Origin of the sequence: Natronosalvus amylolyticus (genome assembly GCF_024298845.1) — an archaeon.
Taxonomy (GTDB): domain Archaea; phylum Halobacteriota; class Halobacteria; order Halobacteriales; family Natrialbaceae; genus Natronosalvus; species Natronosalvus amylolyticus.
The window spans coordinates 3,122,730-3,148,219 of sequence record NZ_CP101156.1; the positions used below are offsets into that span (position 1 = coordinate 3,122,730).

The following is a 25,490-nucleotide window of genomic DNA, read 5'->3' on the forward strand; positions in this document are numbered from 1 at the left end:
GGCGGGACCGGTCTGGAGCGTTACAGTACCGCGAGTGTGACACCGAGTGAGAACACGCTCGCGACGGTGAGTGCGGCCACGACGACGAGCACGGGTCCGGGGCCGAGTCGTCTGAGGTCGGCCGTTCGAATCGCCGTTCCCAGGCCGACGAACGCGAGTAAGAACAGCCAGTCGACGGCGCTCGAGATGAACGCCTGCTGTGACGACGAAAACGCCCCGAAGCTCGCCAGCCCGACCACGACGAGAAAGCCGACGACGAATTTCGGAAACGTCTCCCAGAGGGTTCGGATGGTGACCGAACCGTCCGCGTCGCTTCGCGCGTAGTAGCTGGCGTACCCGAGAACGACCGCGCCGATGAGCACGTTTCGTGCGAGTTTCGTGATCGTCGCCCACTGACCGGCGACTTCCGAGTAAGCGAAGCCGACCGCGACGACCGGACTGGTTGAGAGCATACTCACGCCAGCCCAGACGCCGAAAACGACGTCGGGTAACTCGAGGTAGCTCCCGACCAGCGGATACACGACGAGCGTGATCGCGTCCATCAGGAGGACGATGCCGGCGGCGTAGGCGATCTGACTCTCGTTGGCGCGAACGCTGGTGCCAACGGCGACGACGGCCGAGACGCCACAGATGCTGGCACCGGCGGCCAGAAGCGACCCGAACCGGTCGGTGATACCCGCAACGTTTCTCGCCAACAACTCGACGGTCGTCAACGTCACCAGCACCGTCGCGAGCAAAATCACGAGCACGGCCGCCCCCGTCTCGAGAATCGCCTCGAGCGTGATCGACGCGCCGAGAAGAACGATGCCGGCAGCGAGCCAGATCGAATGGGTGTTCAGCCCCTGTTCGAGGCGTTCTGGCACGCCGAGCGTGTTCGCGAGGACGACGCCAAGGCCGATTGCCACGAGCAGTTCGTGGACGCCGACGAGTTCCGAGAGGGCGCGAGCAAGCACGGCGCCGCCGGCGAGTATGGCGAGTCCTGGAGCGACCGTGCGGGCAGTGACACGACTCATACCAACTCGAGGGCGAACGTCGCAGTCAGGACGATTGTGGCGACGGTGACTCCCTGCCAGTCGGTCTCGAGGCGACGCCAGCGATCGACACCCCGTTGCAGCCACCTCGAGACCAGCTGGTTGTGCATACTCGGGGGTGGTCGATGCGTACCCCTATACGTACTGGTTTGCGTCGCGGATACCGGCAACATGTGTGGGGGATTTCGCGGTTCTCACATCCCGGCAGTAAAGAGAAGGACGTTGTGGACGCCGGGGCCGAGACCGACGGCCGCGACGAAGGCAAGAATTGTGCGAGCCTGTCGTGGTGCGTCTCTGACGTACTCTTTGAACAGCGCGACGATGACCAGCGCCAGGACGACCTTCACCAGGACGAACAGCCATCCTGCACCGATGAACTCCGCAGTTGGTAAGGCTTCGCCAGCCTCGAGAATCAGCCTCGAGGCGGGTACTTCTTCGGTACCGCCCAGCACGTCGTAGCCGATAGCTGTCGAGACGCCGTCGAGGCTGTGGCTGAAGACGACGATAGCGCCCGTGAGTCCCGTGATTGCGGCCACGTCAGTGAGCCACAGACTGAGACCGACCCAGGCTAACCCAGCGACGATGCCGGCGACGACGACCGAGATGACTGGCCAGAACGGGTCGAAGTTCCCCATTTGCCAGCCCGAGATGACCGTGAACATCGCGAAGACGATGAAGAAACTCGTCCCCGTAATCCCGAGGACGCGTTCGATAGAGCGCTGTAACCCGGCTGCGTAGAGAAAACTGCCACCGATCCAGGTGAGTCCGGCGACGATGGCCGTCGTCGCGTAGACGGTCGGTGCGCTGAACAGCACCTCGATGCTCGATGGGAGCTCCCCGAGTTTGTACAGCACGTGGAGCGTGGACCCGAGCATCATCCACGGCGTAAACGCGAGCACTGTTTCATCAGTCACCGGCGGTTCCAGCACCCACAACAAAGCCACAACACCAGTTAGCACTACAACCAGTGGCACGAGCATGTACCACGGTGGCAGCACGAATCCCTCTGGCAACACCATAGCAAAACAGGCACAGAGCAGCGTAAAACAGTTTCCGGTTGGTTGTCGGGTTGCCAACGTTTCTGGCTCGCTCGAGTCCGTGTCCCGAATCCGGTAGTTCCCTCGAGTGACCGTGACCGGACTCGTCGGCGGCTCGAAAACTACGCTCGCCAGGGGTCAGTCGTCGTCTCGCCGAACAGTTCCCGCATCAGGACGACGACGCTCTCGGGCGGATACTGTCCGTGCTCGGTCACGATGGCGTCGACGTGACGCGGCGGGGTGACGTCGAACGCCGGGTTTTCGACGGTGAGGCCGCCGTCGACGGCTTCGAGGCGGCCCTCGTCGGTGACATCACCATCGGCACCATCACCTTTCGCCCCACTCGTCTCGTCGGTCGCAATCTCGAGGTAGTCCTCGGCCTCGAGCACCTCGCGCTCGTCACGCATCTCGATTTCGACGGTGTGGCCCGTCATCGTGTCCGGATGGAGCTTGATCGACTGGGCGGCGACCATCACGGGTACGCCTCGTTCGCGGGCGTTGACCGCCAACCCGCTCGTTCCGATTTTGTTGATGACGCTGCCGTCGGCGGCGATGCTGTCGGCCCCCACCAGCACGTGGTCTGTGTCGTCGAGATAGCGGCGGGCGGCGTTGTCCACGATCAACGTGACGGGGACGCCCATCTCGCGCAACGCTCGAGCGGTGATGTGACCCTGGAGCCGCGGGCGGGTCTCTTTCACGATAGCCTCGATATGCTTGCCGTCGTCGACGGCAGCCTCGATACAGGCCAGGGCGTCGGTCGAGTGGCAGTGGGTCATCACGACGTCGCCGTCTCGAAGGCGATTTGCCCCGACGCTGCCGAGGGTGTCCTGGGCTTGCTCGAGGTCCCGCTGGAATCGTCTGGCGCGGGCAACCGTCTCCGTCCGGAGGCGGTCAACAGATTTCGACTCCTCGCCGTCGCGGTCGTCTTCGGGTTCGAGCCCCCGGAGGACGTACCGGAGGGCGTTGGGCAGGCTCACCGCGGTTGGCCGGGTCCGGTAGAGTTCGGTTGCGGCGGCCTCGAGGTCAGCACGAAACGCCGCGGGAGTGTCAGCCGTCGACGCTTCGGCCTGGTCGGCCAGTGCGGCCGCGGCGGCGTCCGCGATGGTGGCCGCTCCCCGAACTTCCATCTCGGCGATGTCGGTCGCCGTCTCCTCGACGGTCGGAGCCACGTCGGGTGTCATACTCACCTCTTTCGTCGCGGGCGGGTAAAAGACCGTGGGCCAGTCGTGGCTGACCGCGCGCTTTTTTACGCCCGGCGTGAGTCGAAGGGGTATGGACCGACGCGAACTCGCACCCCTGATCGACCACACCGTTCTCGGCCCCGAAACGACGCCGGCGGACGTCGAGGACGTCCTCGAGGCCGCCGACACCCACGGGATGAACGCCTGTATCCCGCCGTACGCACTCGAGGAGGCGTCCGAGGCGTACCCCGACGTGACGCTCGCGACCGTCGTCGGATTCCCCCACGGACAGAACCACCACGACAGCAAACGCGACGAAGGCGTTGCGGCCTGGAAAGCCGGTGCCGACGAACTGGACGTCGTCATCAACATTGGCCTGCTCAAAGCGGGCCGACACGAGGCAGTCGAAGCCGAACTGCAGGAACTCGTCGCCGCCGTTCCCGTTCCGGTGAAAGTCATCATCGAGACGGCGCTGTTGACCGACGAACAAAAACACGCGGCCTGTGAAGCCGCCGTCGCCGCCGACGCCGACATGGTCAAAACCTCGACTGGGTTTGCGGACGGCGGCGCGACCGTCCCCGACGTCGAACTGATGAGCGAGTACCTGCCGGTCAAAGCCAGCGGCGGCGTCGGCAGCTACGAGGACGCCATGGCCGTGCTCGAGGCCGGAGCCGAACGCATCGGTGCCTCGAGCGGGGTCGCCATCCTCGAGGGTGCGCCGGAGGCCTAAGGAGGAGGGACGTATCGACGGGATCAGAGTCGAACCTGTCGTGACTCGAGCGGACCGGTCGATTCGGTAAACCTTCTCGAGTGGAATGTCGGCAGCGTACTCGCAAGGAGGATAGTGACGTATTCTACACGCCTGCCCCTACACTCTGCCTACCATAATAAATAACGTCGATAATTGGACTAAATAACGTCGCCCCGAACTGTCGCTCCCTCCTGGTCGGCCCGCCAGGCGTGGACCGCCTCGGCGGCCGTCGTCGACTCGCTCTCGTCCATCCCGAGCATCTCGAGCGCCGTCGACAGCGGCGGGAAGGCGAGCTCGCTCGAGCGGAGTTTCTCGAACGCCGTCTCGCTGCGAACGCCGTCGGCGAACAGACAGACGCCACGGGGGTCGAGCAGTTGGGTGTAATCGTCCCGAAGCTGTGCGCCGCGCAGGCGCTGGGTGACGTTGTCCTCGAAACTGGCGTTGCAGACCTCGAGGTGGATGGGCTCTTCGTCTCCGTCCGTTTCGCTGCCAGCGTCAGCTTCATCCGAATCGAGCAACTGCGCCGCGAGACACGTCTCGGGGGCGGCGTGGCCGTTGGTGTTCGCTCGGAGGTATTCGGGGTGTTCGCGCGCCCAGTCGGCGCGAACGGACTTGCCGACGCCTTTGATTCCGTATTCGGCTTCGAACTCGGCTTCGGCGTCAGGTTGGTCTCGCAGCAACACGTCCTTGGTGAGGTAGACGTCGAGGCGGTCGACGGGGTCGACGCCGAGGGCGAGGTCGCCGTACACCCACACCTCGCGAACGGGAACTGGGAGGGCGTCCGAGGCGACGGTGTCGACGATGCCCTCGACCCGGTCGACGGCCTCCTCGCGGGCAAATCCGGTCATTGCTGGTGCTTAGCGAGTCGCGGGCAAAACGGTTTTCCTCGAGCGGCCACTTTCGTTCTTCGAGTGGTACCGACGACTCCGCACTAGTACCCTCCCAAACGTCGACCCATGCGTGAAACCCGACAACAGCAATCGGTTTCACGCATTCGTTCAGGGTTGGGAAGCCACTACCGCCCGCGAAACCACTCGAGCGGACCTGCCGGGAACAGCCGAACGAAGGCGACTCTGCAGAGCACCACCACCGCGAGGACGGCACCGACGAACAGTGCCACGATCGAGGGCGGAATACCGCCCACTCGAGCGATGTACATCACGTAGACGCTGCCGACGACCCACCAGAGGGTGTTGGCGGCAACGACGCCGAGGGCGACCGAAAAGAGCAGGTGCGTGATGGCGGTATCCCCAGGTTTCGTTCGCTCGGTATCCCCGAAATACGTCGACACGAGACGCCAGGCGTGAGAACCGACGCCGAGGAGTACCGACGCCGCGAGCAGGCCGGGCAAGAGCAAAATGAGGAGTTCGAACAGGAGAGAACCGAGCGCTGGGAGCAACACGGGAACCTCGAGGAAGTACAGCCCAGCGAAGCCGACCACGACAATTGCGAGCAATGGCTCGAGGGCCCGCCGGGTGACCGGCAACCCGCGTGAGTGTTCGACCATGCGTGCCACCAACTTCTGTAGAATCTCCAATAAGTGTTCCCCGGCAGACGGTATTCGTCGGGGTACTCAGTACTCCGTCACGCGTCGACGTGCAAACTGAAGCCGACAACCGCTATCGGTTCGGCTTCCATGGGCAGGCGTGGCGAACCACTCAGGCCCGTTTCGACTCGTCCGTGCCGATGTACACCGTCTTCTCCGCGGTGGCGTGGCGAACGCCGTCGGCCGAGACGATATCGACGGTGTAGGTACGAGTGACCGAGGGCTGGTCCTCGAGTTTCCGTTCGATACTCTCGAGTTCCGCGTCCGGAATTCGGAACCGGGCGTACAGCGTCTCCGACCCGGGTTTCAGGAACTCGATTGATGCCGCGCGGTCCCAGACCACGTAGTCGCCCGCGAGCGCCTGGGTCAGCATGACGGCGTAAATCGGGTCGATAGCGGCGTACAGACTGCCGCCGAAGGTCGTCCCGAAGATGTTTTTCGTCCGCCAGGAGTGCGGGATTGCCACGCGAATCTCCTGCCAGTCGCTCGCGATGTACAGCACGCGGCCGCCGGCGAGTCGATAGGCGGGAAAGAGATTGAAGCGATAGCGGGCGAGTTTCGTGCGAATCGATTCGCTCACAGGTGCCTTTCTCGAGGGGTGATTGTAGCCGCTTCGAATGCCGTTTCGGGCCGAGGGCGACGGTCGGGATTCGACACGATAGGTGCCAGTGAAACGATGTACACACCAACCGCGACGCAGTCTTGCGATAGGGTGTCCAATGACGTTCACTGGCTACTATACCGTGTCCGAGCAGCGGAACCGTTCAGGTTTTTATCCTTTCCCGACGAATCCGAAGGTATGAGAGAGCGAATCTTCAACGAAGACGGCGAGGAGGACCTCGTGTTCGTCATGGGCCTCGGCAACCGCTGGACCCACGAGAACGTGAGCTGGCTCATCGAGCAACTCGTGGATGCCGGCTATCGCGTTCACGCGTTCGAACTCCCGACGAACATCGACGATTTCAAAGCGGACTGGCTCGAGCCAATCGCCGAGTACGTGATCGACCTCGAGGAGTACCAGCTCCTGGCACACAGCGCGGGCTCGCTCATCGCACAGGCACTCGACGGGGCCGACAACCACGTCTACCTGAGTCCGTGGTGGGGGTACAGCCCCGACCGCTCCCCGCTATTGCTCGATATCCTCGAGCAGATTCCGACCAGTGCGCCCTTCTTGCCACGTGGGGAGGTCCCGAAGTCGGCCATCGGTGACCTGGCGACCGACCACCAGATGGCTACGGGACCAAGCTGGCTCTCTCCCTCGTTCATCCGCGAAACCCGGCGGGCACAACAGGAGTTGCTCGCCATCGATCACGACGCCGTCGTCTTCTGCTCGCTTCGCGACTCGATCATCGACCTGCGCCCCATCGGCGAGCGCGTCCCCGCCGAACATATCGTGCTCTACGACGGCGGACACGAACTGTTCTCCTCGAGCGTTCGCGACCGATACGTCGACCTCCTGCTTGCGGCACTCGAGTATGGCGCTGACGCCATCGAGGAACGGCAGGTCGTGCCGCTGCCCGAACCCGAAGGGCTGACTCCATCAGTCGAATAGTCGCCGTTCCCGCACACGTCGTCATCTGAACGAACCGTGTGTGCACGCCGACCTATCGCTTTAGGGCATGTCGGCAGAACCGCCTGCAGGACCTGTCGGCAGCCCCATCGCTTGCATACAGCGCATCGCCAGTCCTCTCGAGACCCGTCTGAGTGACCCTCGAGTGGGTATGCACGCACAACAGCCTGCACAATCGGTGAAAGTCGCCCATAACTATTGACGCCGGTGTGGAATCGGCGGTAGATGGCCCCGGCACATCCCACTCGAGCGAGCGAGCAGCCATCGATTCGTTCATCGAGCACACCAGGTCTGCTCGAGCGATTGCGGCTCGGATTCGACCCGCTCGACGGTGGCTGGCGAGGGAGTAATTCACCGGAGTCGACGCCAGAGATGGACTCACTCGAGCAGGTGGCACTGGCTCGGGCCGTCGAGACGCTCTTTACACCGGTCGAATCCGGGGGCTTCTGGGACCAGTCGGCGGGCCATTTCGTCCCCGGCTATCGGCTTCGAAAGCCCCCGTTACAGGTGGAAGCGACCGCTGATGAGGGCCACACCTCGTCGCTCCTCCCTCGCGTGCCCGGCTTTCGATGGTGTCCCCAGCGCGGCCTCGAATACCGCAACGGGCCGCTGGCCACGATGGCCGCCATGCGCTGGCGCGTCTCACCAGCCGGGACGGGGGCGTACGACACGGAGCTGCACCAGCAACTCGCCCATAGTCGAACTCTGGCGACCTCCCTTACTCATCGCGATAGCCTCGCGCCGGCCGAGTTGGGGGCGCTGCTCGAGGCGTTCGTGCTGGCAAGCGACGTTCTCGACCCGTCGTGGCTCGAGGTGGCGAACGTTCTGTTCGACCGAACCCGTGGCTGTGCGCTCGACCGGCCCGAATCGGGGCTCGTACTGGTCGGCTGGGCGGCGCTGGCCGAACGCTGCCCCGAGTCGGCGGCTCGAGCGGCGCTCACCGAAGGGCTGGCCGTTCTCGAGCAGCACCGTCACGAGGACGGCTCACTGGGGTTCGACGACGCGTCCCACGCGACCCAACAGTTCACGAACTGGGGGCTCGCCCGTGCGGCGAGGGCCCTCGATCGGTCGGCCGTTTTGGGGGCCGTCGAACACCAGCTCGAGGACACGGTCGAACACCGGATGCGAGCCGACGGCGCACTCTTTTCGACCGACCCGCAAGGAGGAGGCTGGCTCGAGCGCTCTCGAGCGAGCGAACCGCCGGAGTGGCGGGTCCTCAAACCGATCTCGCAGGCGCTCTTTGCCACGACTATCGACGAGTACGTGGGTGCCGGCGGCCTCTGTCGGTACGATCGTGAGCGAGCGGCCGCCCTGCGATGGCTCTGGAACGGCCATCCAGGAGGCGACGGTGACGGGATTCCCCTCGACCCGGTGACGGAGTCCGGTCACCGCGCCCCGCCGGGCTACCGAACGGTGTCGGCAGCTGACCTCGCCTGGGTCGTCGCGGCGCTGGCGGGCCAGCCTTCGTCCGGATAGTTTTGGTATTTGCGCTGTCGTCGGCTAGTGGTCGGATTCGTGCCTCTCGAGTCGACGTTCGGCCGTAGCCTGCCCATGGCCAGGGAACGCGTGGTAACCCGAAACAATGATACGGAAATCGGATACTACTCGAGACAGATCAATCCGGCTGTACTGACACTTATGCTAATCGCCGTTGTGGCCGTGTTATGTCCGAATTCGGTGCCCTTTCGCTCGTTCCGCCGCTGTTAGCCATCGCGCTGGCGATCTGGACTCGTCGACCCATCCTCTCGCTGTTCGTGGGCGTCTGGATCGGCGGGGTCATCTTCACCGGCGGACTCGGCGTCGGACAGACGTTCGACTGGATCGCCGGCTCGATCGCGGACATGTTCCACGCACAGATCCTGATTTTCACCTTGCTGTTGGGCTCGGGCGTCGCCCTCATCTGGCGACTCGGCGGTGCTATCGCCGTTCGAAACTGGGCGGTCGAACGCCTCGAGAGCCAGCGAACGACGGGCGTGACGACCTGGCTGCTCGGTATCGCGCTCTTTTTCGACGATTACGCCAACACGGCCATCGTCGGCTCGACGATGCGAGACATCTCCGACCGGATGCGAATCTCTCGAGAAAAGCTCTCGTACATCGTCGACTCGACGGCTGCGCCCGTGGCAACCATCGCCATCTCGAGTTGGGTCGCCTTCCAGCTCTCGATGGTTCGCGAGGCGTTCGCCGACATCGAGGAAACCGCCGGCGTCGAAACGCCCAGCGCGTTCACGGTGTACCTCGAGTCGATTCCGTACAACGCCTACGCGCTGTTGGCGATCGCGATGGTCGGCATCATCGTCCTCTCGCGGCGCGATTACGGCGAGATGCTCGACGCCGAACACCGGTCCTGGCAGACCGGGAACGTCACCCGCGAGGACGCCGTCCCCCTGCAAGAGGTGGAAAAAGACCTCGGGGAGCCCGTCCTCGATCGGCCGATGTTACGGACGTTTTTCGTCCCCATCGTGGTTCTGATCGCCGTGACGACGGTTGGCGCGTTCTGGACGGGGTATCAGGCGGCGGAACTGGCAGGTATGGGGGAGGTCCTCGGACTGACGATGGGCGAGTTCGCGGAGACGATAGCCGGCGAGGCCGACTGGGCTGCTGCGCTGGTCTGGGGCTCGTTCGCGATGGTGCTCTCGGCGATCGTACTCGGCCTGGTCTACGATCTGTTCGACCTCGAGGACGGCGTCGAAACGGTGCTCGACGGGTTCGCCTTGATGCTGACCGCGGTGACCATCCTCGTGCTCGCCTGGTCGATCAGCGCTGTCGCGACCGACCTCGGCACCGGAGAGTACGTCGCTGCGGCGACCGAAGGCGTGCTCTCGCCGGCAATCTTCCCGGTGGTCGTCCTCTTGACGGCGGGGTTCATCGCGTTCACGATGGGCTCGTCGTGGGCGACCATGGGAATCGTGACGCCGATCGCGCTGCCCGTCGCGTTCAACCTGACGGGCGATTTCACGCTCGCACCGATCGTCGTCGGCGCCGTCTTCTCCGGGGCGATTTTCGGTGACCACACCTCACCTATCTCGGACACGACGGTGCTCTCCTCGACGTTTACCGGGGCAGATCTAATCGACCACGTGCGCACGCAGGCGTACTATGCCGTGACCGTCCTCCTCGTCGTCGTCTTTGCGTACCTGCTCAACGGCTACCTCGGGGTGCCCCCGATCGTGTTCTTGCCCCTTGGCGTGCTGGTCCTCGTCGGCCTGGTCTACGGGCTCTCGAGCCTCGACGCACAGCGCAAGGGTGTCGACCCCGTCGCCTCGAGCGTCGAGGTCGACTGGGAGGAAACATCGGCTGGCGGATTCGGCGGCACCTCGAGTTCGGGAGCCGGTGGGGACACAGACCCGACCTCGGCCAGCGGGTCCGAGTCCGACGACTGAGAGCGAGTCGTGGGTGTCCTGGGCCACTCGAGTGGAGACGGGACCGCTCGAGCCCCCGATAGTTCCACGCACCTTCAAGCTGCTGCGTGCTGCACTGACTCGGTATCCCCAACACGTTCTCCGCCTTCGCTACTCTTTTGCCGTCAGCTACTGCATATCCCCGCATGGACGCACCTATCGATCACGTCATGCTTCGTGTCGAAGATCTCGAAGAATCCCTGGAGTGGTACCAGACGCACCTGGACTACGAGGAGAAAGGCCGCTGGGAGGCCGACACCTTCACCAACGTCTTTCTCGGCCCCGAAGACGTCCACGAGGACGGTGCGCTGCTCGAGTTGACCTACAACCACGACGGGCGCACCTACGAGATGGGCGACGCCTGGGGGCACATCGCCGTGCGCGTCCCCGAAGACGAACTCGAGTCGAGTTACCAGCAACTGATGGACGAGGGCGTCGAGGACTACCGCGATCCCGAATCCTGTGGGAACCGCTACGCGTTCGTCAAGGACCCGGACGGGCACGAGATCGAGATCGTGAAACGCGATTACGGCGCGAAGTGGAGCCTCGACCACACCATGATCCGCGTCGAGGATGCCACGGAGGCGCTTGGCTACTGGCTCCGAACGTTCGAGTACGAGCACACGGGTCGCTGGGAGGCAGAGACCTTCGCGAACTACTTCATGAGCCGGGAGGGAGCAGCGCCCGAGGAGATGAGCGTCGAACTCACGTACAATTACGACGGGCGCACGTACACGATGGGCGATGCCTGGGGCCACCTCGCGGTCGCCGTCGACGATCTGGACGAGGCCTGGGAACAGGTGCTCGAGCGCGAATCCGAGGACTATCGGGACCCCGAATCCTGTGGCGACCGCTACGCGTTTACCAAAGACCAGGACGGGCACGAGATCGAGATCGTGCGAAAAGACTGAACCGCTACACTAGTCTTTCGACCGCTGCACTGTGACCGGTTTACGATTTTCCCGTATTTCGACCGTTCTCGTTGATGATGACTATCGACTCGAGACTGTCGACTGGTGTGTACTTCCTCGAGGAGTATCACCTCCCTAGACGACGAAGGGCATCCGCCTCGAGTACCACGTTCTCGTGGCAGTTGCCTATCCATTTCTCGAGGAGTGAGTGTCTCGAGGGTTTATATGTGGGTCTCGAGTAATCCAGGGTTTCCCGCTGGAGCAATTCGGGAGTATTCGGGCGTTTCAGGCTATGTGTGTGGGTTTGACACACCCCTATTTCACCACAAAGCATTTATAATAACAGTCCATCGGTATCTAATACCCCTACCCAGGGTGACAGTAGTTAGTATGGCCTTACACGCGGTAATGTGTAATTGGCAGGAACAGACTGTCGCCGTAAACAGATACAAACGATAAACATGACAGGAACTAAACAGAAGATTAGCTCAGCCCTGATGGCTGTGCTGATGGTCCTTTCGGTCGTCGCCATCGGTGGCGCTGCCTTTGCAGGCGCTGCTACTGCGGCTGACGATTCGGTGGACAAAAACGATTTGAGCGGCGTTTATTTCGCCGGTCAGACGATAGAGGTAACGGGAATTACTGGTGATGCTGAGCTTCGTGAAGGAGACACTGAATCGAGCACGTGGGTTACTAACCTGAACGTCGATGGTGACACTGTCACGATCGACACTTCGGACCTCGATGGTGACGAGTACGTCATCCGAGACGATGATGGTGACCACGGCCCATTCGAGATTCGTGAGCAGAACGTCGGCTTTGGTTTTGCTGACGACACCGTCACCATTGGTGACGACACGACTCTCGACTTCGAGTCTGACAACCGCAAAGCAACGGTGAACGTCACCGTCAGCGCTGAGGACCTCACGGCTGAGGAAATCAACGCGACCTTCGAAGATGCGGAACTCGTTGGTGAGGACGACGATGTCGTTCTCATTCAGGACGTGACTGAGGGCGACTCGCTCAACGCATCCTTCAGCGGCTACGAAGCCGGTGACTACGAGTTTACCGTGAGCGTTGAAGACAGCACCGCTGAGGACACTGCAAGCATCACTGTCAACGATGCTGACGCATACGATGTCAACTTCGTCGAGGACTTCCAGAATCAGGAAGTCGGTGACGTTGTCGAGTTCGAAATCGACATTGAAGGCGGTGACGAGGCGTACGTGACCCTCGAGGACGAGTACGACTTCTACAGCGCAAACTTCACCGTCTCCACCACGGCCGATGACGGTGTTGCTACGGTCAAATTCAACACATTCGCAGCAGCTCAGGGCGATGCTGATGCTGTCTTCACGCCTGGAGATGACACCGATATCGTCGAGGCTAACGAGCCCGCAGATCTCAACCTCGATGGTGAGCGCATCATCCCCGGTGAGATCGAAATGGAAGTCGCTCAGGACGATGGAAGCGAAGTCCTTGACATCGCATTCATCCAGCTCAACGAGCGCTCCACTGACGATCTGACCACGTGGACCACCAGCCTCAGCCCCAGCGAAGTTGCTGACGCTGACCCTGCCGACATCCCAGATGCCGGCATTATGACTGACGAAATCGCTGCCGGCGACACGGTTGTCGTTCAGGTCGAAGCGTCCGGTCTCTACGGATACTTCGATGGCGACTTCGGTGAGAACGGTCTCGAGCTCGAGTTCGAGAGCACCGAAGAAACCGTCTACGGTAGCGCCCCATCCGTGAACGCGTCCCAGGTCGATCACGAAGTCGTGATTGACGAGGAGAACAACCAGTTCTTCGTCGCAGTCAGCTCCGCTGACCTCGGCCAGGCTCTCGAAGACGAAGGCGAACGCTACACCTTCGAAACGCCTGCTGAAATCGACACCGTGTTCTCCATCAGTGACGAGAACCCATACGTTGCAGACGATGACTCCGAATCCGTCAACCAGCTCATGACGGCAGTCGCGCCGTCCCTCGAGATCGTTGGCGAATTCGACGATGAGGACCGCCTCACCGTCGAGAAGAGTGACGCTGCAGTGATCGAAGGCGAGACCAACGTTGCACCCGGTCAGGACGTTGACTACCGCCTCCGCTTCACCGAGACTATCGTTCGCGGCACGGCTACCATCCAGGATGATGGTACGTTCGCTGCCGAGTTCGACCTCGACAACCGTGAAGCCGGTGACACGTTCACCGTCACGCCAAGCCTCGACGGCTACGGCTTCTCCGCTGAGGACGTCCGCGAGAACGCAGTCATCACCGAGGATGACTCGACTGGACCAATCTTCGACGGCGACGTCGACGTTGACCCAGCCGAGCCTGTTGAAGGCGACGACGTGACCGTCACGGTCGACATCTCCAACTCCGGCGACGCAGAAGGCACCACGAGTGCTGAGTTCGTCTTCGGTGGAGACACTCTCATCGACGAAGAGGAGATCACCCTCGACGCTGGTGACTCCGAAGAATTCAGTGCAACCGTCGAAGACGCCGCCGCTGGCGACTACGACTGGGAACTCTGGATCGACGGTGAGGAAGCCCTCTCGGGCACCCTGACCGTTGAAGATGTCGACGAAGGTGAGACCGACGACGGCGAAACCGACGACGGCGAAACCGACGACGGTGAGACCGACGACGGCGAAACCGACGATGGTGAGGCCGACGACGGCGAAACCGACGATGGTGCTGACGACGTCGAAACCGACGACGGTGCTGACGACGCCGACGAGACCGACGACACCGCCGACGACGACGGTGACGACGGTCAGCCCGGCTTCGGTGTCGCTGTCGCACTCGCAGCCCTGCTCGGAGCCGCCATGCTGGCACTCCGCCGTCAGGACTAAGTCTCACACACCACACTGAGACTTCGTCGCTAACAACCACCCGAACACGCGTTCGGGCCCCGCGGTGCGATTTTTTATAGACGCTATCCACACAGCGACAGCGCCGCGCATTTTTGTACCCACGGCTCAGCAATTTCCCACCCCGACTCGAGGCCCATCCTTCGTGAAACAGTCACTCGAGGCTCATCCCCTCGCTCGAGCGCCTTCTTGACCCTTTCTCGAGTCAGTAACTGTCACTAATCCTGTCTAGACGTGATCCACTGGGCAGTCACCGAGCGTCGAAACGACGGCGTTCACTGGACCCTGACTCGTACACACGCTCCGTTCATCTCGAGTTCACGCATTGCTTCTCGTCGCTACCGATCACTGCCCCGTTCCGGTGCAAGCCATGCGAACCGTCTAGTCCCGCCACGTAGCCTGTCGCACCCACTAACACGCCATCGTCCCGTGCACCGAGGGACAACTCTAGTCGATCTTCGAACCTGTGGGTGGCCGTTTGCGCTCCTTCAGAATGTCATCGCTGATCGAAAACGAATCGGGTGGTCCGGTGGATTAGTCGTCTGCAGCCGCCACTTCCGCTTCCGTCTCAGCCGCCCGCTCGAGGTCCTCGAGGTACTCGTCGGCGTCGATGGCGGCTTTCGAGCCCATCCCGGCGGCCGTGACGGCCTGCTGGTAGTGGAAGTCGACGACGTCGCCAGCGCCGAAGATGCCGTCGACGTCGGTTTCGGTCTGGCTGCCGGCGTCGCCGCCTTTGGTGCGAAGGTAGCCCTCGTCGTCGGTCACGACGCCGGTGCCCTCGAGGTAGCCGGTGTTCGGGGTATGGCCGATGGCGAAGAAGACCGCGCCGACGTCGAAGTCGAACTCCTCGGTGTCGGGGTCCTCGAGGCGGTCGGTCGGGTGCCCCTGCTCGTTTCGGACCATGGTGACGTGATCGACGCCGCCTTCCTGGGAGCCGTGAATCTCGATTACTTCGGTGTTTTTCATGATCTCGATGTTGCCCTCCTCGACGTGTTCGTGGACGCGGTCGATCCAGTAGTCTTCGGCGCGGAACTCCTCGCGTCGGTGGGCGATGTAGACGGTGTCGGCGAACTTGGTGAGGAAAGAGGCCTCTTCCATAGCGGCGTCGCCACCGCCGACGACGAGCATGTCTTCGTCGCGGAAGAACGCCCCGTCACAGGTCGCACATGTCGAGAGACCGTAGCCCATGAGTTCGTCCTCGCCGGGGATACCGAGCGTGCGGGCGCTGGCTCCCGAGGCCGCGATGACCGCGTCGGCAGTGTAGACGTCGCCGTTGGTCAACTCCACGCAAAACGACCGTTCGGACGCGCCGACGTCTCGAGCGTCGGCCGGTGAAACCGAGTCGCTGTCGCCGATGCGTTCGACGGAGTCGACGATACCGTTTTTCAGCTCCGCGCCGAACTGTTTGGCCTGGGCTTTCATGTTGTTCACCAGTTCGGGGCCGCTGATGCCCTCGGGGAAGCCCGGGTAGTTGGCGACGTCGGTCGTCAACGTGAGTTGGCCGCCGGGTTCGTCACCTTCGATCACCAGTGGCTCGTTGTTCGATCGGCCGGCGTAAATCGCGGCGGTAAGACCGGCGATACCGGTTCCGGCGATGAGCAGTTTCCGGTGTTCGACGATGTCACAGTCGCGTTCGGTGGCGATGCCCAGTTTCTCGTCGAGTTCACCCGTCTCGTCGAGGGCGCTGGTGTCGTCCCAGCCGCCGATGAGTTCGTCGTCGATGAACACTTCGGGGGCGGTTTTGCGACCGTCGGCGCGCTCGACCATCTCCTCGAACAGCGCGTCGTCGCCAGTGACGTTGTAGGTCTCGTACTCGACTCCCTTCGCGTCGAAGAGGTCTTTGGCCTTCTCACAGTACGGACAGTTCGTCTTGGTATAGATTTCGACTCGAGGCTGCTCGCTCATACGCCTGTGTACGGAAACGCGGGGTAAACGCCTTGCGTTCTCAGCAGGAGCTGTGCGTTTCGCCGCACAGCACCTGTCGTCGTCAGTGAAACGATTTACCCACTTACCGCCGCGCACGCTTGCGGTTTTGTGTGCACTGACTTTCACTGGCTGCTATTGCTCACGGTGTCGAGTCACCCTCACTCGAGTCACTGTGTTCGACGAACGCAACGGTCACGGTCACGGAATGGTCGGTCTGCGCTTCGATTCGTGTCTCGAGCGTGTCCGCCAGGTCGGGGTAAGGAGTATCGGCAGGTCTGGCGACGGTTACGGTGACGTCGGCGCTCTCGACGAACAGCCCGCGGTCCTGGAAGGTCGTGTCGATGGCGACGAGTTCGAGGTCGGCGTAGGCGTCATCGGCGAGGGTTTCCCTGACGCCGTCGTTGATGTCGTTTTCGAAGCCGACGTGGCCGTAGAGGAGCGATCCGGCAGCGAGGAGGACGATGGCGAGACAGCCGACGAGGAGGGCACCGGTCTTGAGTCGCTGTGCGGTGAGGTTCCCCCGGAGGGTTCCGCCCGACCAGTCGGCGGGACGATAGCCGAGATACCAGAAGACGGCCACGCCGGCGAGCAAGATAGCGGTCGTGTTCACCACGACTAACACAAACGCACCGAGGGCGACGGTCGGGTATCCCCATGCCAGGCCGATACCGACCGTTGCGGCAGCGGGGATCAACGCGATGGCGATCATGACGCCCACGAGGGACACCGAGAGGGCAGTTGCGAGGCCGAAGGCACCCGCTGCGCCCGCACAGAGGCCCACTACCACGGCGAGGAGTCCCGGCGAAATTCGGTTCTGGATCTGTGAAATCGCCGTGATCTCGACGGCTGAGGGAACGATGCCCACGTAGCGGACGCTCCAGGCGAGGGCGAACGCACTCAAGACCGCGACGAACAGGCCACCGAGCAACGAGGTTACCCCGTCGACGAACATCGGCCGGTCCTCGAGGACGAGGCCCACGGTTCCCGTAAGCGCAGCGCTGACCTGTGGTGCAATGACCATCGAGCCGACGACGATGGCCGGCGAATCGAGGAGCAACCCGGCGGTTGCGACGACGGCACTGAGGACGGTCATCGCGTAGTAGGTCAACCGACCGGGCGTCAGGTTCAGCGCCCGGGTTCGAATCTCGGCGCTCGAGATGCTGTCGTCGGCTTCGGTTCCGCTGAGAAAGCGTTCCTCGAGCGCCTCGATGTTCGAGGTTCGGGCCGTCTCGATCTGGCTGACGACGAGAAACTCCTCTTCGAGTCCTGCCTCTCGCAGTGCGGTGAGGACGTGTTCGACGGCCTGTGTCGGCACGGGAAAGTGGACGATTTCGGCGTCCTCGCGGTCGCTGCACTCGTCGGTAATGACGTAGTCGATGTCTTCGTTCTCGAGCGTCTCGAGGACGTTTGATCGCCTGGATGTCGGGACGAGAGCCTGTATCAGACGCATTGTGTAGACGGGCGGGGAACCGATGCAGTTGTCCGGTTACTGTTACGTTCCCGTTCGGGAGATACTCGGTTCCCGTTCGGTTGGACACCCGTAGGGCCTCTACATCGACCTGTGTGATACGTGTTGATTTTCATTTCACGCAGCGAAACATCGGGTGGATACAGTCGTTTTACCTCCTTCTCGACGACGCACTTACGTAGGCTCGTGAGCCAGTGCCCGTATGGCTGCAGACCTCGAGGAGAAGACCGAACGCTACGGGCGATTGCTTACAGAAGCACTCGAGGCGGCCGCTATCGCGCCGCCCGCGGGCACGCCGATGGCTGAGGCTGCCGAGGAGTGTTACGAGATGGCCGCCTCATATCTCGAGGACGGTCGCCATTTCGAAGCCGATGACGATCTGGTCAACGCACTGGCTGCGTTTTCCTACGGCCACGCCTGGCTCGATGCGGGCGCTCGAGTGGGGCTGTTCGACGTTCCAGAAGAGGGGCACCTCTTTACCGTCTAGGCGAGATTTCTCCTTGACAATTAATCATTTTATAACCGAAACGTACATAACTATTTCGCGTATCGTTTATAAACTCGACGAAAGGTTTAAGTACTTTTCGCCCTTACTCAGTGTTAGCCGAGGCAACCGGGCATATTTTCTGGTTTACCCACCCGGTAGCCCCGAGTAACCAACCCGTGATACCATGACAGATACGAAAATCCAGACCTATAGTGGCGAGACGCAGCGAGAAAAACAGACGCAGACGAGTGAGGAAGAGCGCTGTCCGGAGTGTGGCGGCCGCCTGGTCTCCGACAGTGAGCACGCAGAGACGGTTTGCGACCAGTGTGGACTGGTCGTCGAGGAAGATGCAATCGACCGCGGTCCGGAGTGGCGAGCCTTCGATAGCGCGGAGAAAGACCAGAAATCTCGCGTCGGTGCGCCGACGACGAAGATGATGCACGACCACGGCCTCTCGACGAACATCGGCTGGCAGGACAAAGACGCCTACGGCCGGGCGCTCTCGAGTCGCCAGCGTCAGAAGATGCAGCGACTTCGAACCTGGAACGAGCGGTTCCGAACGCGTGACAGCAAAGAGCGCAACCTCAAACAGGCCCTCGGCGAAATCGACCGCATGGCCTCTGCCCTGGGGCTGCCGGAGAACGTCCGTGAGACGGCCAGCGTGATCTACCGACGCGCACTCGACGAGGACCTGCTCCCAGGTCGCTCGATCGAGGGTGTCGCGACGGCAGCGCTCTATGCCGCCGCTCGTCAGGCTGGCACGCCGCGCAGCCTCGATGAGATTTCGGCCGTGAGCCGCGTCGACCGGATGGAGCTCACCCGGACCTACCGCTACATCGTCCGCCAGCTCAACCTCGAGATCAAGCCGGCGGACCCAGAGAGCTACGTGCCGCGGTTCATCAGCGACCTCGACCTCTCCGATGAGACCGAGCGTCGGGCTCGTGACCTCCTGGGCTCGGCCCGCGAGAAAGGCGTCCACAGCGGCAAATCGCCGGTCGGCCTCGCGGCCGCGTCGGTGTACGCCGCCGCACTGTTGACCAACGAGAAGGTCACCCAGAACGACGTCAGTGAGGTCGCGAACATCTCCGAAGTGACGATCCGAAACCGCTACAAGGAGTTGCTCGAGGCCAGCGACACGATGACGGCCTGATCACGGCCAGTTGCGTTGGGGTGACCGCGTGAACGCGGCAACGTTTTTGATGGTGGGTGTGTAATGCAGTGGCATGGTCGAGACGACCGTTCAATTGTTGTGTCCTGAATGTACGAAAGAGTGGCAAGTGACACCCGACCAGTTGCCCGAAACCACGGCGATGTTTCATTGCCCCAACTGTCACGCTTCGAGGCGTATGTCCGAGTTTATGCGAACCGATCGCGATCTGCGAACGCTGAAACAGCTCGGGTGAGCGCCGAGATTCAAGCGCACCGCTCTGGCGTCCGTTCAATCGCCCCTTGTTCGACGTAAATCGTGTTATTGGGCCTCCGTACGGATCACGTATCTGATGAGTAATCTCGAGTTGGTCCTGGGGCCTGCCCCGATTTTACAAACTGTCGCTGCTGGTGAATCTCGCGCGTGCTTGTAGGTACACCGATTTTTTCACCCGAGAACCGTGTTAACGAGACTCAAGATAATAATATAACCCTGCAGTGGATAGCATTTGATGGTTATGAAGAAACAAGAGCTCATTCACCTTCACGGCCTTCTTGCCGAGGTATCGAACCAGTGTGCCAAATGGAACGACTGTCCTGTAGCTCTCGACGAATACGAGTCGCTTGGTATTCGGCCGACATCCATTCACAAATCGAAAACTGATCACAAAGCTGCTGTTTTTGCACTTGCTGGGGGAATTACGGACTCGATGCGGGAGGGGGAAGCCGAAGCAGTTGCCGCAACTGCCGACTGAAATTTACGACGCACTCCCACGACACGCTCACTGCTGAGTGAAACGGCTCTTCATCTCCATCTACTGTCGTTCTCGACGGGTGCCTGCCGAGACGTCCTCGAGCCAGCAGTAGCCGAGTGAAACACGGTGTAGCGGCTGCTTCCAACGCTCGAGATGGGCCCTCCAAAATCCCTCTCAATGCTCGAGATGAACCCTCCTAACAACGCTCGAGTGTGACTCCCGAGTATAGCTTCGCCTCGTCGCCGTAGAGTGGTCACTCGAGGAGGTCTTCGAACTCGGGGAGCACGTCATCGTCTTCGTCACTCGTCTCCGAATCGTTGTCAGCCGCCTCGTCACTCGAAGCGTCGTCATCGGCCGATTGGTCGTCTTCGGCTTCCGCGTCGTCTTCGTCGTCGTCGTCTTCGATAATCTCGACGCTGAGCACCTCGAGTGGGATGTTCTGGAGCCGTTGGCCGATCTCTTTGCGGGCAATCCGTGAGGCGTGTTCTTCGCGTTCGACGTTGAACACGGTCATCTCGAGTTCGAGGGCGACGAGGGCTTCGTCGGCGGCGATAAAGGCAGGTGGCAGCTCTTCCCCGCCCGGGGAGGTTCGTTCACCCATGTTGATTTCGACGTAGTTCAGGTCAGGGTTGAGCATCTCGCCAGTCTTTGAGATGGCGATGCGGATTGCCTCGTCCTCCGTCTCGACGTCGTACACCGGCACAGCAGCTTCGACGACAACCCTGCAGTGCATGGGTAGGTATTGTGTCGCATATGCTATGAAGGTTCGCCTGCGTGTGGAGCGCGCCTTCGAAAGGCCCTTACTCGCGCTCGCTAACCTCCGGTCGATGGAAACGGGTGTCATCTCGAGCGACGAATTCGTCGGCGGCTTCGACCTGTATCGAACCCTCGAGAGCGGACAGAGCTACCTCTGGACGCGAAGCGATGGGGCGATGTACACGGATCAACCGGCACCGAACGCCTGGTACGAAACGGTCGTCGACGGTGTCCCGATTCGGGTTCGCCAGCCCGACGGCACGAACGGCGGCCTCGAGTGGCGAGCCGGTGAGGACGCCGTCCCGACGATTCGCCGCCTGCTCAGACTGGACGACGACCTCGAGGCGATTGCTGCCGATGCACCCGACGACGCTTTGATTCAGGAGGCCTACACAGCCCACGACGGGATGCGATTAGTCGAAGACCCCGCGTTCGGGACTCTCATCTCGTTTATCTGTTCGGCCCAGATGCGCGTCGGGCGGATTCACACGATGGTGTCGACGCTCGCAGGTGAATACGGCGAACCGTACACGCTCGAGGGCGACACGATCTACGCGTTTCCGACGCCGAAGGCGCTGGCGGCGGCGACCGAAGCCGACCTGCGGCATCTCAGCCTCGGCTATCGTGCGCCCTACGTCGAACGAACCGCAGCGATGGTCGCCGAGGGTGAGGCGCACCCCGAGGACGCTCGAGCCCTCGAGTACGAAGCCGCCCGCGAGCACCTGACGCAGTTCGTCGGCGTCGGCGACAAAGTAGCCGACTGCGTGTTGTTGTTCGCGCTGGGATTCGACGAAGCCGTTCCGCTCGACACCTGGATCAAATCCGCGATTGCGGAGTACTATCCCGACTGCGACCGTGGGAACTACGCCGACACTTCGAGGGCAATTCGCGAGCGCCTCGGTGGTTGCTACGCCGGCTACGCCCAGACCTATCTGTTCCACCATCTTCGGACGGGTGCGGTCGACTCGAGTGCCTGACAAACTTTTTTGCCCGCTGCGACAGTCCGTTCTCCCATGACCGAAACCGACGAACGAATCCGCGCACACGTGTTCGTCTCCGGAAACGTCCAGGGCGTGTTTTTCCGGGCGACGACTCGAGACACCGCGACGGACCACGGTGTCGACGGCTGGGTACGGAACCTCGAGGACGGCCGCGTCGAGGCCGTGTTCGAGGGCGACACTGACAGCGTCGAGGCGATGGTCGAGTGGTGCCACGAGGGGTCGCCCGCGGCGACCGTCGAAGACGTCGAGGTAACCATGGAGGAACCGACTGACTGCGCTGGATTCGAGGTTCGGTACTGAGCCAGTGTCTCAGAACCCTGATATGGCTTCTATAGCAAGTTTGTATTATTTCAATAGCTATCATATTTCTACCGTGAGCGAATGCTGTCGCTATTCTCACTCGAGTGCGGCGTGCCTCGAGATTCGCCGGTGTGCCTCCGGAATCTTCAACGGGCCGGCAGCCGAAGCGAGGGGTATGATCACCGGCAGACGGATGGCCGCCGTCGACCAGAACGCCGCGGCCCTCGGCGTCACCCAGAAGCAGCTCATGGAATCGAGCGGGCACGCCGTCGCCCGTGCGGTCGAACGCCTGCTCGAGGACGAGAGAGCCAGCCACCGCGAGGGCGATAGAATCGACTCCGACGCCCGGGATTCCAGCGACCCACCGCGCGTCTGTCTCGTCGCCGGCCGCGGCAACAACGGCGGTGACGCCTTCGTCGCCGCCCGCTTTCTCGAGGGGTACGACGTCACGACGGTCCTGGTCGGCCGAGCGGACGCCATCGGGACACGGATTGCCCGCGAGAACTGGGCTGCCCTCGAAGCCGCCGATCACGACCTGCGAGAGATTCGGGACTCTCGAGACGCGTCGTTGCCGGCATGTGACCTCGTCGTGGATGCCATGCTCGGCACGGGTATCACCGGTGACCTCCGCGAACCCGCGGCGTCGATGGCCGCCGAAATCAACGCGGCGGACGCCCCGGTTCTGAGTGTCGACGTTCCGTCGGGATTCGACGCTGACGACGGCGACCACGCCACGAACGGCGTCGAGGCCGATCACGTCGTCACCTTTCACGACGCCAAACCGGGCCTCGAGGCGCTGTCGGCGTCGCTCGAGGTCGCCGATATCGGCATTCCGGCGGCCGCAGCACGCTTCGTCGGTCCCGGTGACTGCCGACTGGCTCGTCCCGAGGCTCGAACCGGCCGTGGGTTCGTAATCGGCGGCGGTCCCTACACCGGCGCGCCCGCGCTGGCAGCCCTCGCAGCCCTTCGGACGGGGATGGAACTCTCCTTCGTGGCGGCCCCGAGTACGGTCGCCGGCGAGATCGCGAGCTACAGCCAGGACCTGATCGTCCAGCCCTACGACGGCGACGTGCTCACCCCGGAGGCGGTGCCGAACCTCGTCGAGACGGCCGAACGCTACGACGACGTCGTCATCCTCGGTCCCGGACTGGGCACGGCCGACACGACGATCGAGGCTGTGCGTGCGTTCCTCGAGTCCTACACCGGCCCGGCGGTCGTCGACGCCGACGCGCTGGGGATCGTCCCGAATGTCGACACCGACGCCACGCTCGTCTGCACGCCCAATACGCGCGAACTCGAGGGGATGGGCGGGCCTGCGACCGACGATCCGGCGGCGGTCGCCGACGAGATCGAAGCCTTCGCTCGCGACCTCGGGCACGTCGTTCTGGTCAAGGGAGCCACGGACGTGATCACCGACGGCGAGACGACCAGGCTGAACCGTACCGGCACCCCCGGTATGGCCGTCGGCGGAACGGGGGACTTGCTCGCCGGGATTACGGCCGGCCTGCTCGAGCACAACGTCCCGCTCGAGGCGGCCGCCGTCGGTGCCTACGTCAACGGACGGGCCGGCGAGTCGGTCGCGGCCGACACCCACGCGGGATTACTAGCGACGGACCTGCTCGAGGCGATTCCGCCAGCGCTATGGGGGGATGACGATGAGTGAGGACCGGCCGATGACGTCGAATGGGAACGACAGTGAGGATGAAGAGGGACCGGGTAAGGCGTCGCTCACGCACACGACCGACGACGGCGATGTACAGATGGTCGACGTCGGCTCGAAACCGGATACGCGACGACGGGCGGTCGCAGCCGGGGACATTCACCTTCGGCAGTCGACGGCAGCGGCGATTCGCGAGGACACTGTCGACAAGGGCGACGTACTGGCGACCGCTCGAGTCGGCGCGATTCAGGCCGTCAAACACACCTGGGAGACGATTCCGATGTGTCACCAGATTCCGATCACGAACGTCGATACGTCGTTCGAGTTCCTCGACACTGCGGACGACGACGGGGCTGACTATGCGACGCTCTCACTCGAGGTCGCCGTCGAGACGACGGGCAAAACCGGCTGTGAGATGGAGGCTCTCGAGGGAGTGACGACGGGACTCAACGTCGTCTGGGACATGGTGAAAGCCGTCGAAAAGGACGAAGACGGGCAGTACCCGGCGACCCGAATCGAGAACGTTCGCGTGCTCGAGAAACGGAAACGCGAGCGGTAGCTACCACCCGAGGATTCACAGCGTGAGTCCCCCATCGACGATAGCCGTCGCGACCATCGCCATGTACTCGATGTGTGGCTCCCAGTCGGCGTCGCTCCCGATCTCGACGGAGTGCCGGTGGAGGTCGACCCAGACGGTCGCCAGCATGAACGCCGCGTGTGCCCGATAGAACCGCTCGTGTTCGAACGCGTAGCCGGTTCGTTGTTCGTAGCGAGCCACGAGTTCCTGACGGGTCGGACTGCCCGGTTTCGCGGTATACGGGGCCAGACCCCGTTGGTTCGTTTCTCGCAGGTGCTCGAGAGCCTCGCTCCCCTGGTATTTCGACTCGAGGGAATCGAGGTCCGGCGTCGGATCACCCTCGTCGCGCCATCGGAGCAAGAGATAGCCGAGTTCGGTCAGCGGGTCTCCGAGTATCGCCGTCTCCCAGTCGATGACGCCTGTCACCGTTGGTTGGTCCTCGGCGAACAGCAGATTTCCGGGTCGGTAATCGCCGTGAACCAGCGTCGTCCGCGTCGTCGCTGGTGGGTTGTCCTCGAGGCAGGTTGCAATCGACCGGAGGCGTGGAAATTCCCGTCCCGTCACCGTCGCCGCCGTCTCGAGGCGGTCTTTCGCGATGGCGACCTGCTCGAGGGGCGTCTGTCGTTCACAGACGTCGTCGAACGAGTCGGGCTCGAGCGTGTGTATTTTCGCCAGCGTATCGACGATCCTCTGCGCGAGCGCTCGTCGATCAGTCGGATTTTGAAACCCTTCGGGGAGGTCGCTCCCGAGCGGAATCGGGGTTCCCTCGAGATACTCCATCAGGAACCATTCGCCGTCGAGAACGGCCGTGTCGGTGCAGTAGTGAACGGGCTCGGGGGTTGGAACTGACGTTTCCACCAGTCTCGAGAGGAGTCGATACTCCGAGCGGAGGTCGTTGAACAGGTCGCTCTCTCGGAGTTTGTTCGGGCGTCGCAGGACGAAGGCGTTCGACTCGGCTGGGGTCGACACGCTACAGAGCAAGTTGAGCCCGTCGGCCATCACCTCGATTCCGGTCACGGCAATCCCCTGGCGCTCGAGGTAGCCCTCGAGTCGGGCGGTTTCGAGCGGTGGCGCAGTTCCCGTCATACTCGGACCCACTCGCTCACGTACAAAAAG

At 62.5% G+C, this 25,490-nt stretch carries 25 protein-coding genes; 14 read left to right on the top strand and 11 right to left on the bottom strand.

Annotated elements, in window-relative coordinates:
* Positions 1–20: 20 nt before the first annotated feature.
* From NLK60_RS14605 to NLK60_RS14615, 4 genes are all read right to left on the bottom strand, one after another.
* The gene (locus NLK60_RS14605) at positions 21–1,013 is read right to left on the bottom strand and encodes a YeiH family protein (protein WP_254808508.1); all 993 of its coding nucleotides are present in this window, start codon (positions 1,011–1,013) and stop codon (positions 21–23) included.
* Positions 1,010–1,141, bottom strand: a complete 132-nt coding sequence (locus NLK60_RS19560; protein ID WP_256530378.1) for a hypothetical protein — start codon at positions 1,139–1,141, stop codon at positions 1,010–1,012. Before NLK60_RS19560 ends, NLK60_RS14605 begins: the two co-directional genes overlap by 4 nt.
* 84 nt (positions 1,142–1,225) lie before the next feature.
* Positions 1,226–2,050, bottom strand: coding sequence for a DUF63 family protein (locus NLK60_RS14610; protein ID WP_254808509.1), 825 nt, complete (start codon positions 2,048–2,050; stop codon positions 1,226–1,228).
* A gap of 140 nt (positions 2,051–2,190) precedes the next feature.
* A complete protein-coding gene (locus NLK60_RS14615) occupies positions 2,191–3,249 on the bottom strand; it encodes a ribose 1,5-bisphosphate isomerase (protein WP_254808510.1) in 1,059 nt (352 codons plus the stop codon).
* Between the two features lie 91 nt (positions 3,250–3,340).
* Here NLK60_RS14615 and deoC point away from each other — a divergent pair, with 91 nt between their 5' ends.
* Entirely contained in the window at positions 3,341–3,979 is a 639-nt protein-coding gene (gene deoC, locus NLK60_RS14620) for a deoxyribose-phosphate aldolase (protein ID WP_254808511.1), read from the top strand.
* Positions 3,980–4,158: 179 nt separating this feature from the next.
* Here deoC and NLK60_RS14625 read toward each other — a convergent pair whose 3' ends face one another.
* From NLK60_RS14625 to NLK60_RS14635, 3 genes are all read right to left on the bottom strand, one after another.
* A complete protein-coding gene (locus NLK60_RS14625) occupies positions 4,159–4,848 on the bottom strand; it encodes a DUF7095 family protein (RefSeq protein WP_254808512.1) in 690 nt (229 codons plus the stop codon).
* Positions 4,849–5,015: 167 nt separating this feature from the next.
* A complete protein-coding gene (locus NLK60_RS14630) occupies positions 5,016–5,507 on the bottom strand; it encodes a hypothetical protein (RefSeq protein ID WP_254808513.1) in 492 nt (163 codons plus the stop codon).
* A 151-nt stretch (positions 5,508–5,658) separates the two neighbouring features.
* On the bottom strand, positions 5,659–6,126 hold the full coding sequence (locus NLK60_RS14635; protein ID WP_254808514.1) for a PaaI family thioesterase: 468 nt from the start codon (positions 6,124–6,126) through the stop codon (positions 5,659–5,661).
* Between the two features lie 219 nt (positions 6,127–6,345).
* On the opposite strand from NLK60_RS14635, the gene NLK60_RS14640 reads away from it, so the two are divergent.
* The 5 genes from NLK60_RS14640 (at position 6,346) to NLK60_RS14660 (ending at position 14,280) form a co-directional block, all read left to right on the top strand.
* Positions 6,346–7,098, top strand: a complete 753-nt coding sequence (locus NLK60_RS14640; protein ID WP_254808515.1) for an alpha/beta hydrolase — start codon at positions 6,346–6,348, stop codon at positions 7,096–7,098.
* A 243-nt stretch (positions 7,099–7,341) separates the two neighbouring features.
* On the top strand, positions 7,342–8,592 hold the full coding sequence (locus tag NLK60_RS14645) for a hypothetical protein (RefSeq protein WP_254808516.1): 1,251 nt from the start codon (positions 7,342–7,344) through the stop codon (positions 8,590–8,592).
* A 188-nt stretch (positions 8,593–8,780) separates the two neighbouring features.
* On the top strand, positions 8,781–10,499 hold the full coding sequence (locus NLK60_RS14650; protein ID WP_254808517.1) for a Na+/H+ antiporter NhaC family protein: 1,719 nt from the start codon (positions 8,781–8,783) through the stop codon (positions 10,497–10,499).
* A gap of 164 nt (positions 10,500–10,663) precedes the next feature.
* A complete protein-coding gene (locus tag NLK60_RS14655; protein ID WP_254808518.1) occupies positions 10,664–11,428 on the top strand; it encodes a VOC family protein in 765 nt (254 codons plus the stop codon).
* A 461-nt stretch (positions 11,429–11,889) separates the two neighbouring features.
* Positions 11,890–14,280 carry a BGTF surface domain-containing protein gene (locus NLK60_RS14660; RefSeq protein WP_254808519.1) on the top strand — a complete coding sequence of 797 codons (2,391 nt, stop codon included), beginning with the start codon at positions 11,890–11,892 and terminating at the stop codon, positions 14,278–14,280.
* 552 nt (positions 14,281–14,832) lie between these two features.
* Here NLK60_RS14660 and NLK60_RS14665 read toward each other — a convergent pair.
* Positions 14,833–16,203 (bottom strand): FAD-dependent oxidoreductase, encoded by a 1,371-nt coding sequence (locus NLK60_RS14665; RefSeq protein WP_254808520.1) that lies wholly within the window; start codon positions 16,201–16,203, stop codon positions 14,833–14,835.
* Between the two features lie 160 nt (positions 16,204–16,363).
* Entirely contained in the window at positions 16,364–17,674 is a 1,311-nt protein-coding gene (locus NLK60_RS14670) for a DUF389 domain-containing protein (protein ID WP_254808521.1), read from the bottom strand.
* 220 nt (positions 17,675–17,894) lie between these two features.
* On the opposite strand from NLK60_RS14670, the gene NLK60_RS14675 reads away from it, so the two are divergent.
* The 4 genes from NLK60_RS14675 (at position 17,895) to NLK60_RS14690 (ending at position 20,080) form a co-directional block, all read left to right on the top strand.
* The gene (locus NLK60_RS14675; RefSeq protein ID WP_254808522.1) at positions 17,895–18,179 is read left to right on the top strand and encodes a DUF357 domain-containing protein; all 285 of its coding nucleotides are present in this window, start codon (positions 17,895–17,897) and stop codon (positions 18,177–18,179) included.
* A gap of 184 nt (positions 18,180–18,363) precedes the next feature.
* Positions 18,364–19,329 (top strand): transcription initiation factor IIB, encoded by a 966-nt coding sequence (locus NLK60_RS14680; protein WP_254808523.1) that lies wholly within the window; start codon positions 18,364–18,366, stop codon positions 19,327–19,329.
* Positions 19,330–19,402: 73 nt separating this feature from the next.
* Positions 19,403–19,582, top strand: a complete 180-nt coding sequence (locus NLK60_RS14685; RefSeq protein WP_254808524.1) for a zinc-ribbon domain-containing protein — start codon at positions 19,403–19,405, stop codon at positions 19,580–19,582.
* 261 nt (positions 19,583–19,843) lie between these two features.
* Entirely contained in the window at positions 19,844–20,080 is a 237-nt protein-coding gene (locus NLK60_RS14690) for a UPF0058 family protein (protein WP_254810495.1), read from the top strand.
* Positions 20,081–20,333: 253 nt separating this feature from the next.
* Here the strand turns inward: NLK60_RS14690 and NLK60_RS14695 are convergent, their stop codons facing one another.
* Positions 20,334–20,813, bottom strand: a complete 480-nt coding sequence (locus NLK60_RS14695; protein WP_254808525.1) for a DUF555 domain-containing protein — start codon at positions 20,811–20,813, stop codon at positions 20,334–20,336.
* Between the two features lie 94 nt (positions 20,814–20,907).
* Here NLK60_RS14695 and NLK60_RS14700 point away from each other — a divergent pair, with 94 nt between their 5' ends.
* The 4 genes from NLK60_RS14700 (at position 20,908) to moaC (ending at position 24,356) form a co-directional block, all read left to right on the top strand.
* Positions 20,908–21,813 (top strand): DNA-3-methyladenine glycosylase family protein, encoded by a 906-nt coding sequence (locus tag NLK60_RS14700; protein ID WP_254810496.1) that lies wholly within the window; start codon positions 20,908–20,910, stop codon positions 21,811–21,813.
* 36 nt (positions 21,814–21,849) lie between these two features.
* Positions 21,850–22,137, top strand: coding sequence for an acylphosphatase (locus tag NLK60_RS14705; protein WP_254808526.1), 288 nt, complete (start codon positions 21,850–21,852; stop codon positions 22,135–22,137).
* Positions 22,138–22,312: 175 nt separating this feature from the next.
* Positions 22,313–23,800: an NAD(P)H-hydrate dehydratase gene (locus tag NLK60_RS14710; protein ID WP_254810497.1), complete on the top strand. Its 1,488-nt coding sequence runs from the start codon at positions 22,313–22,315 to the stop codon at positions 23,798–23,800.
* Positions 23,787–24,356, top strand: a complete 570-nt coding sequence (moaC, locus tag NLK60_RS14715; protein ID WP_425499055.1) for a cyclic pyranopterin monophosphate synthase MoaC — start codon at positions 23,787–23,789, stop codon at positions 24,354–24,356. Before NLK60_RS14710 ends, moaC begins: the two co-directional genes overlap by 14 nt.
* Before the next feature lie 15 nt (positions 24,357–24,371).
* On the opposite strand, the gene NLK60_RS14720 is transcribed toward moaC, so the two are convergent.
* Entirely contained in the window at positions 24,372–25,460 is a 1,089-nt protein-coding gene (locus NLK60_RS14720) for a phosphotransferase family protein (protein WP_254808527.1), read from the bottom strand.
* Positions 25,461–25,490 lie beyond the last annotated feature (30 nt).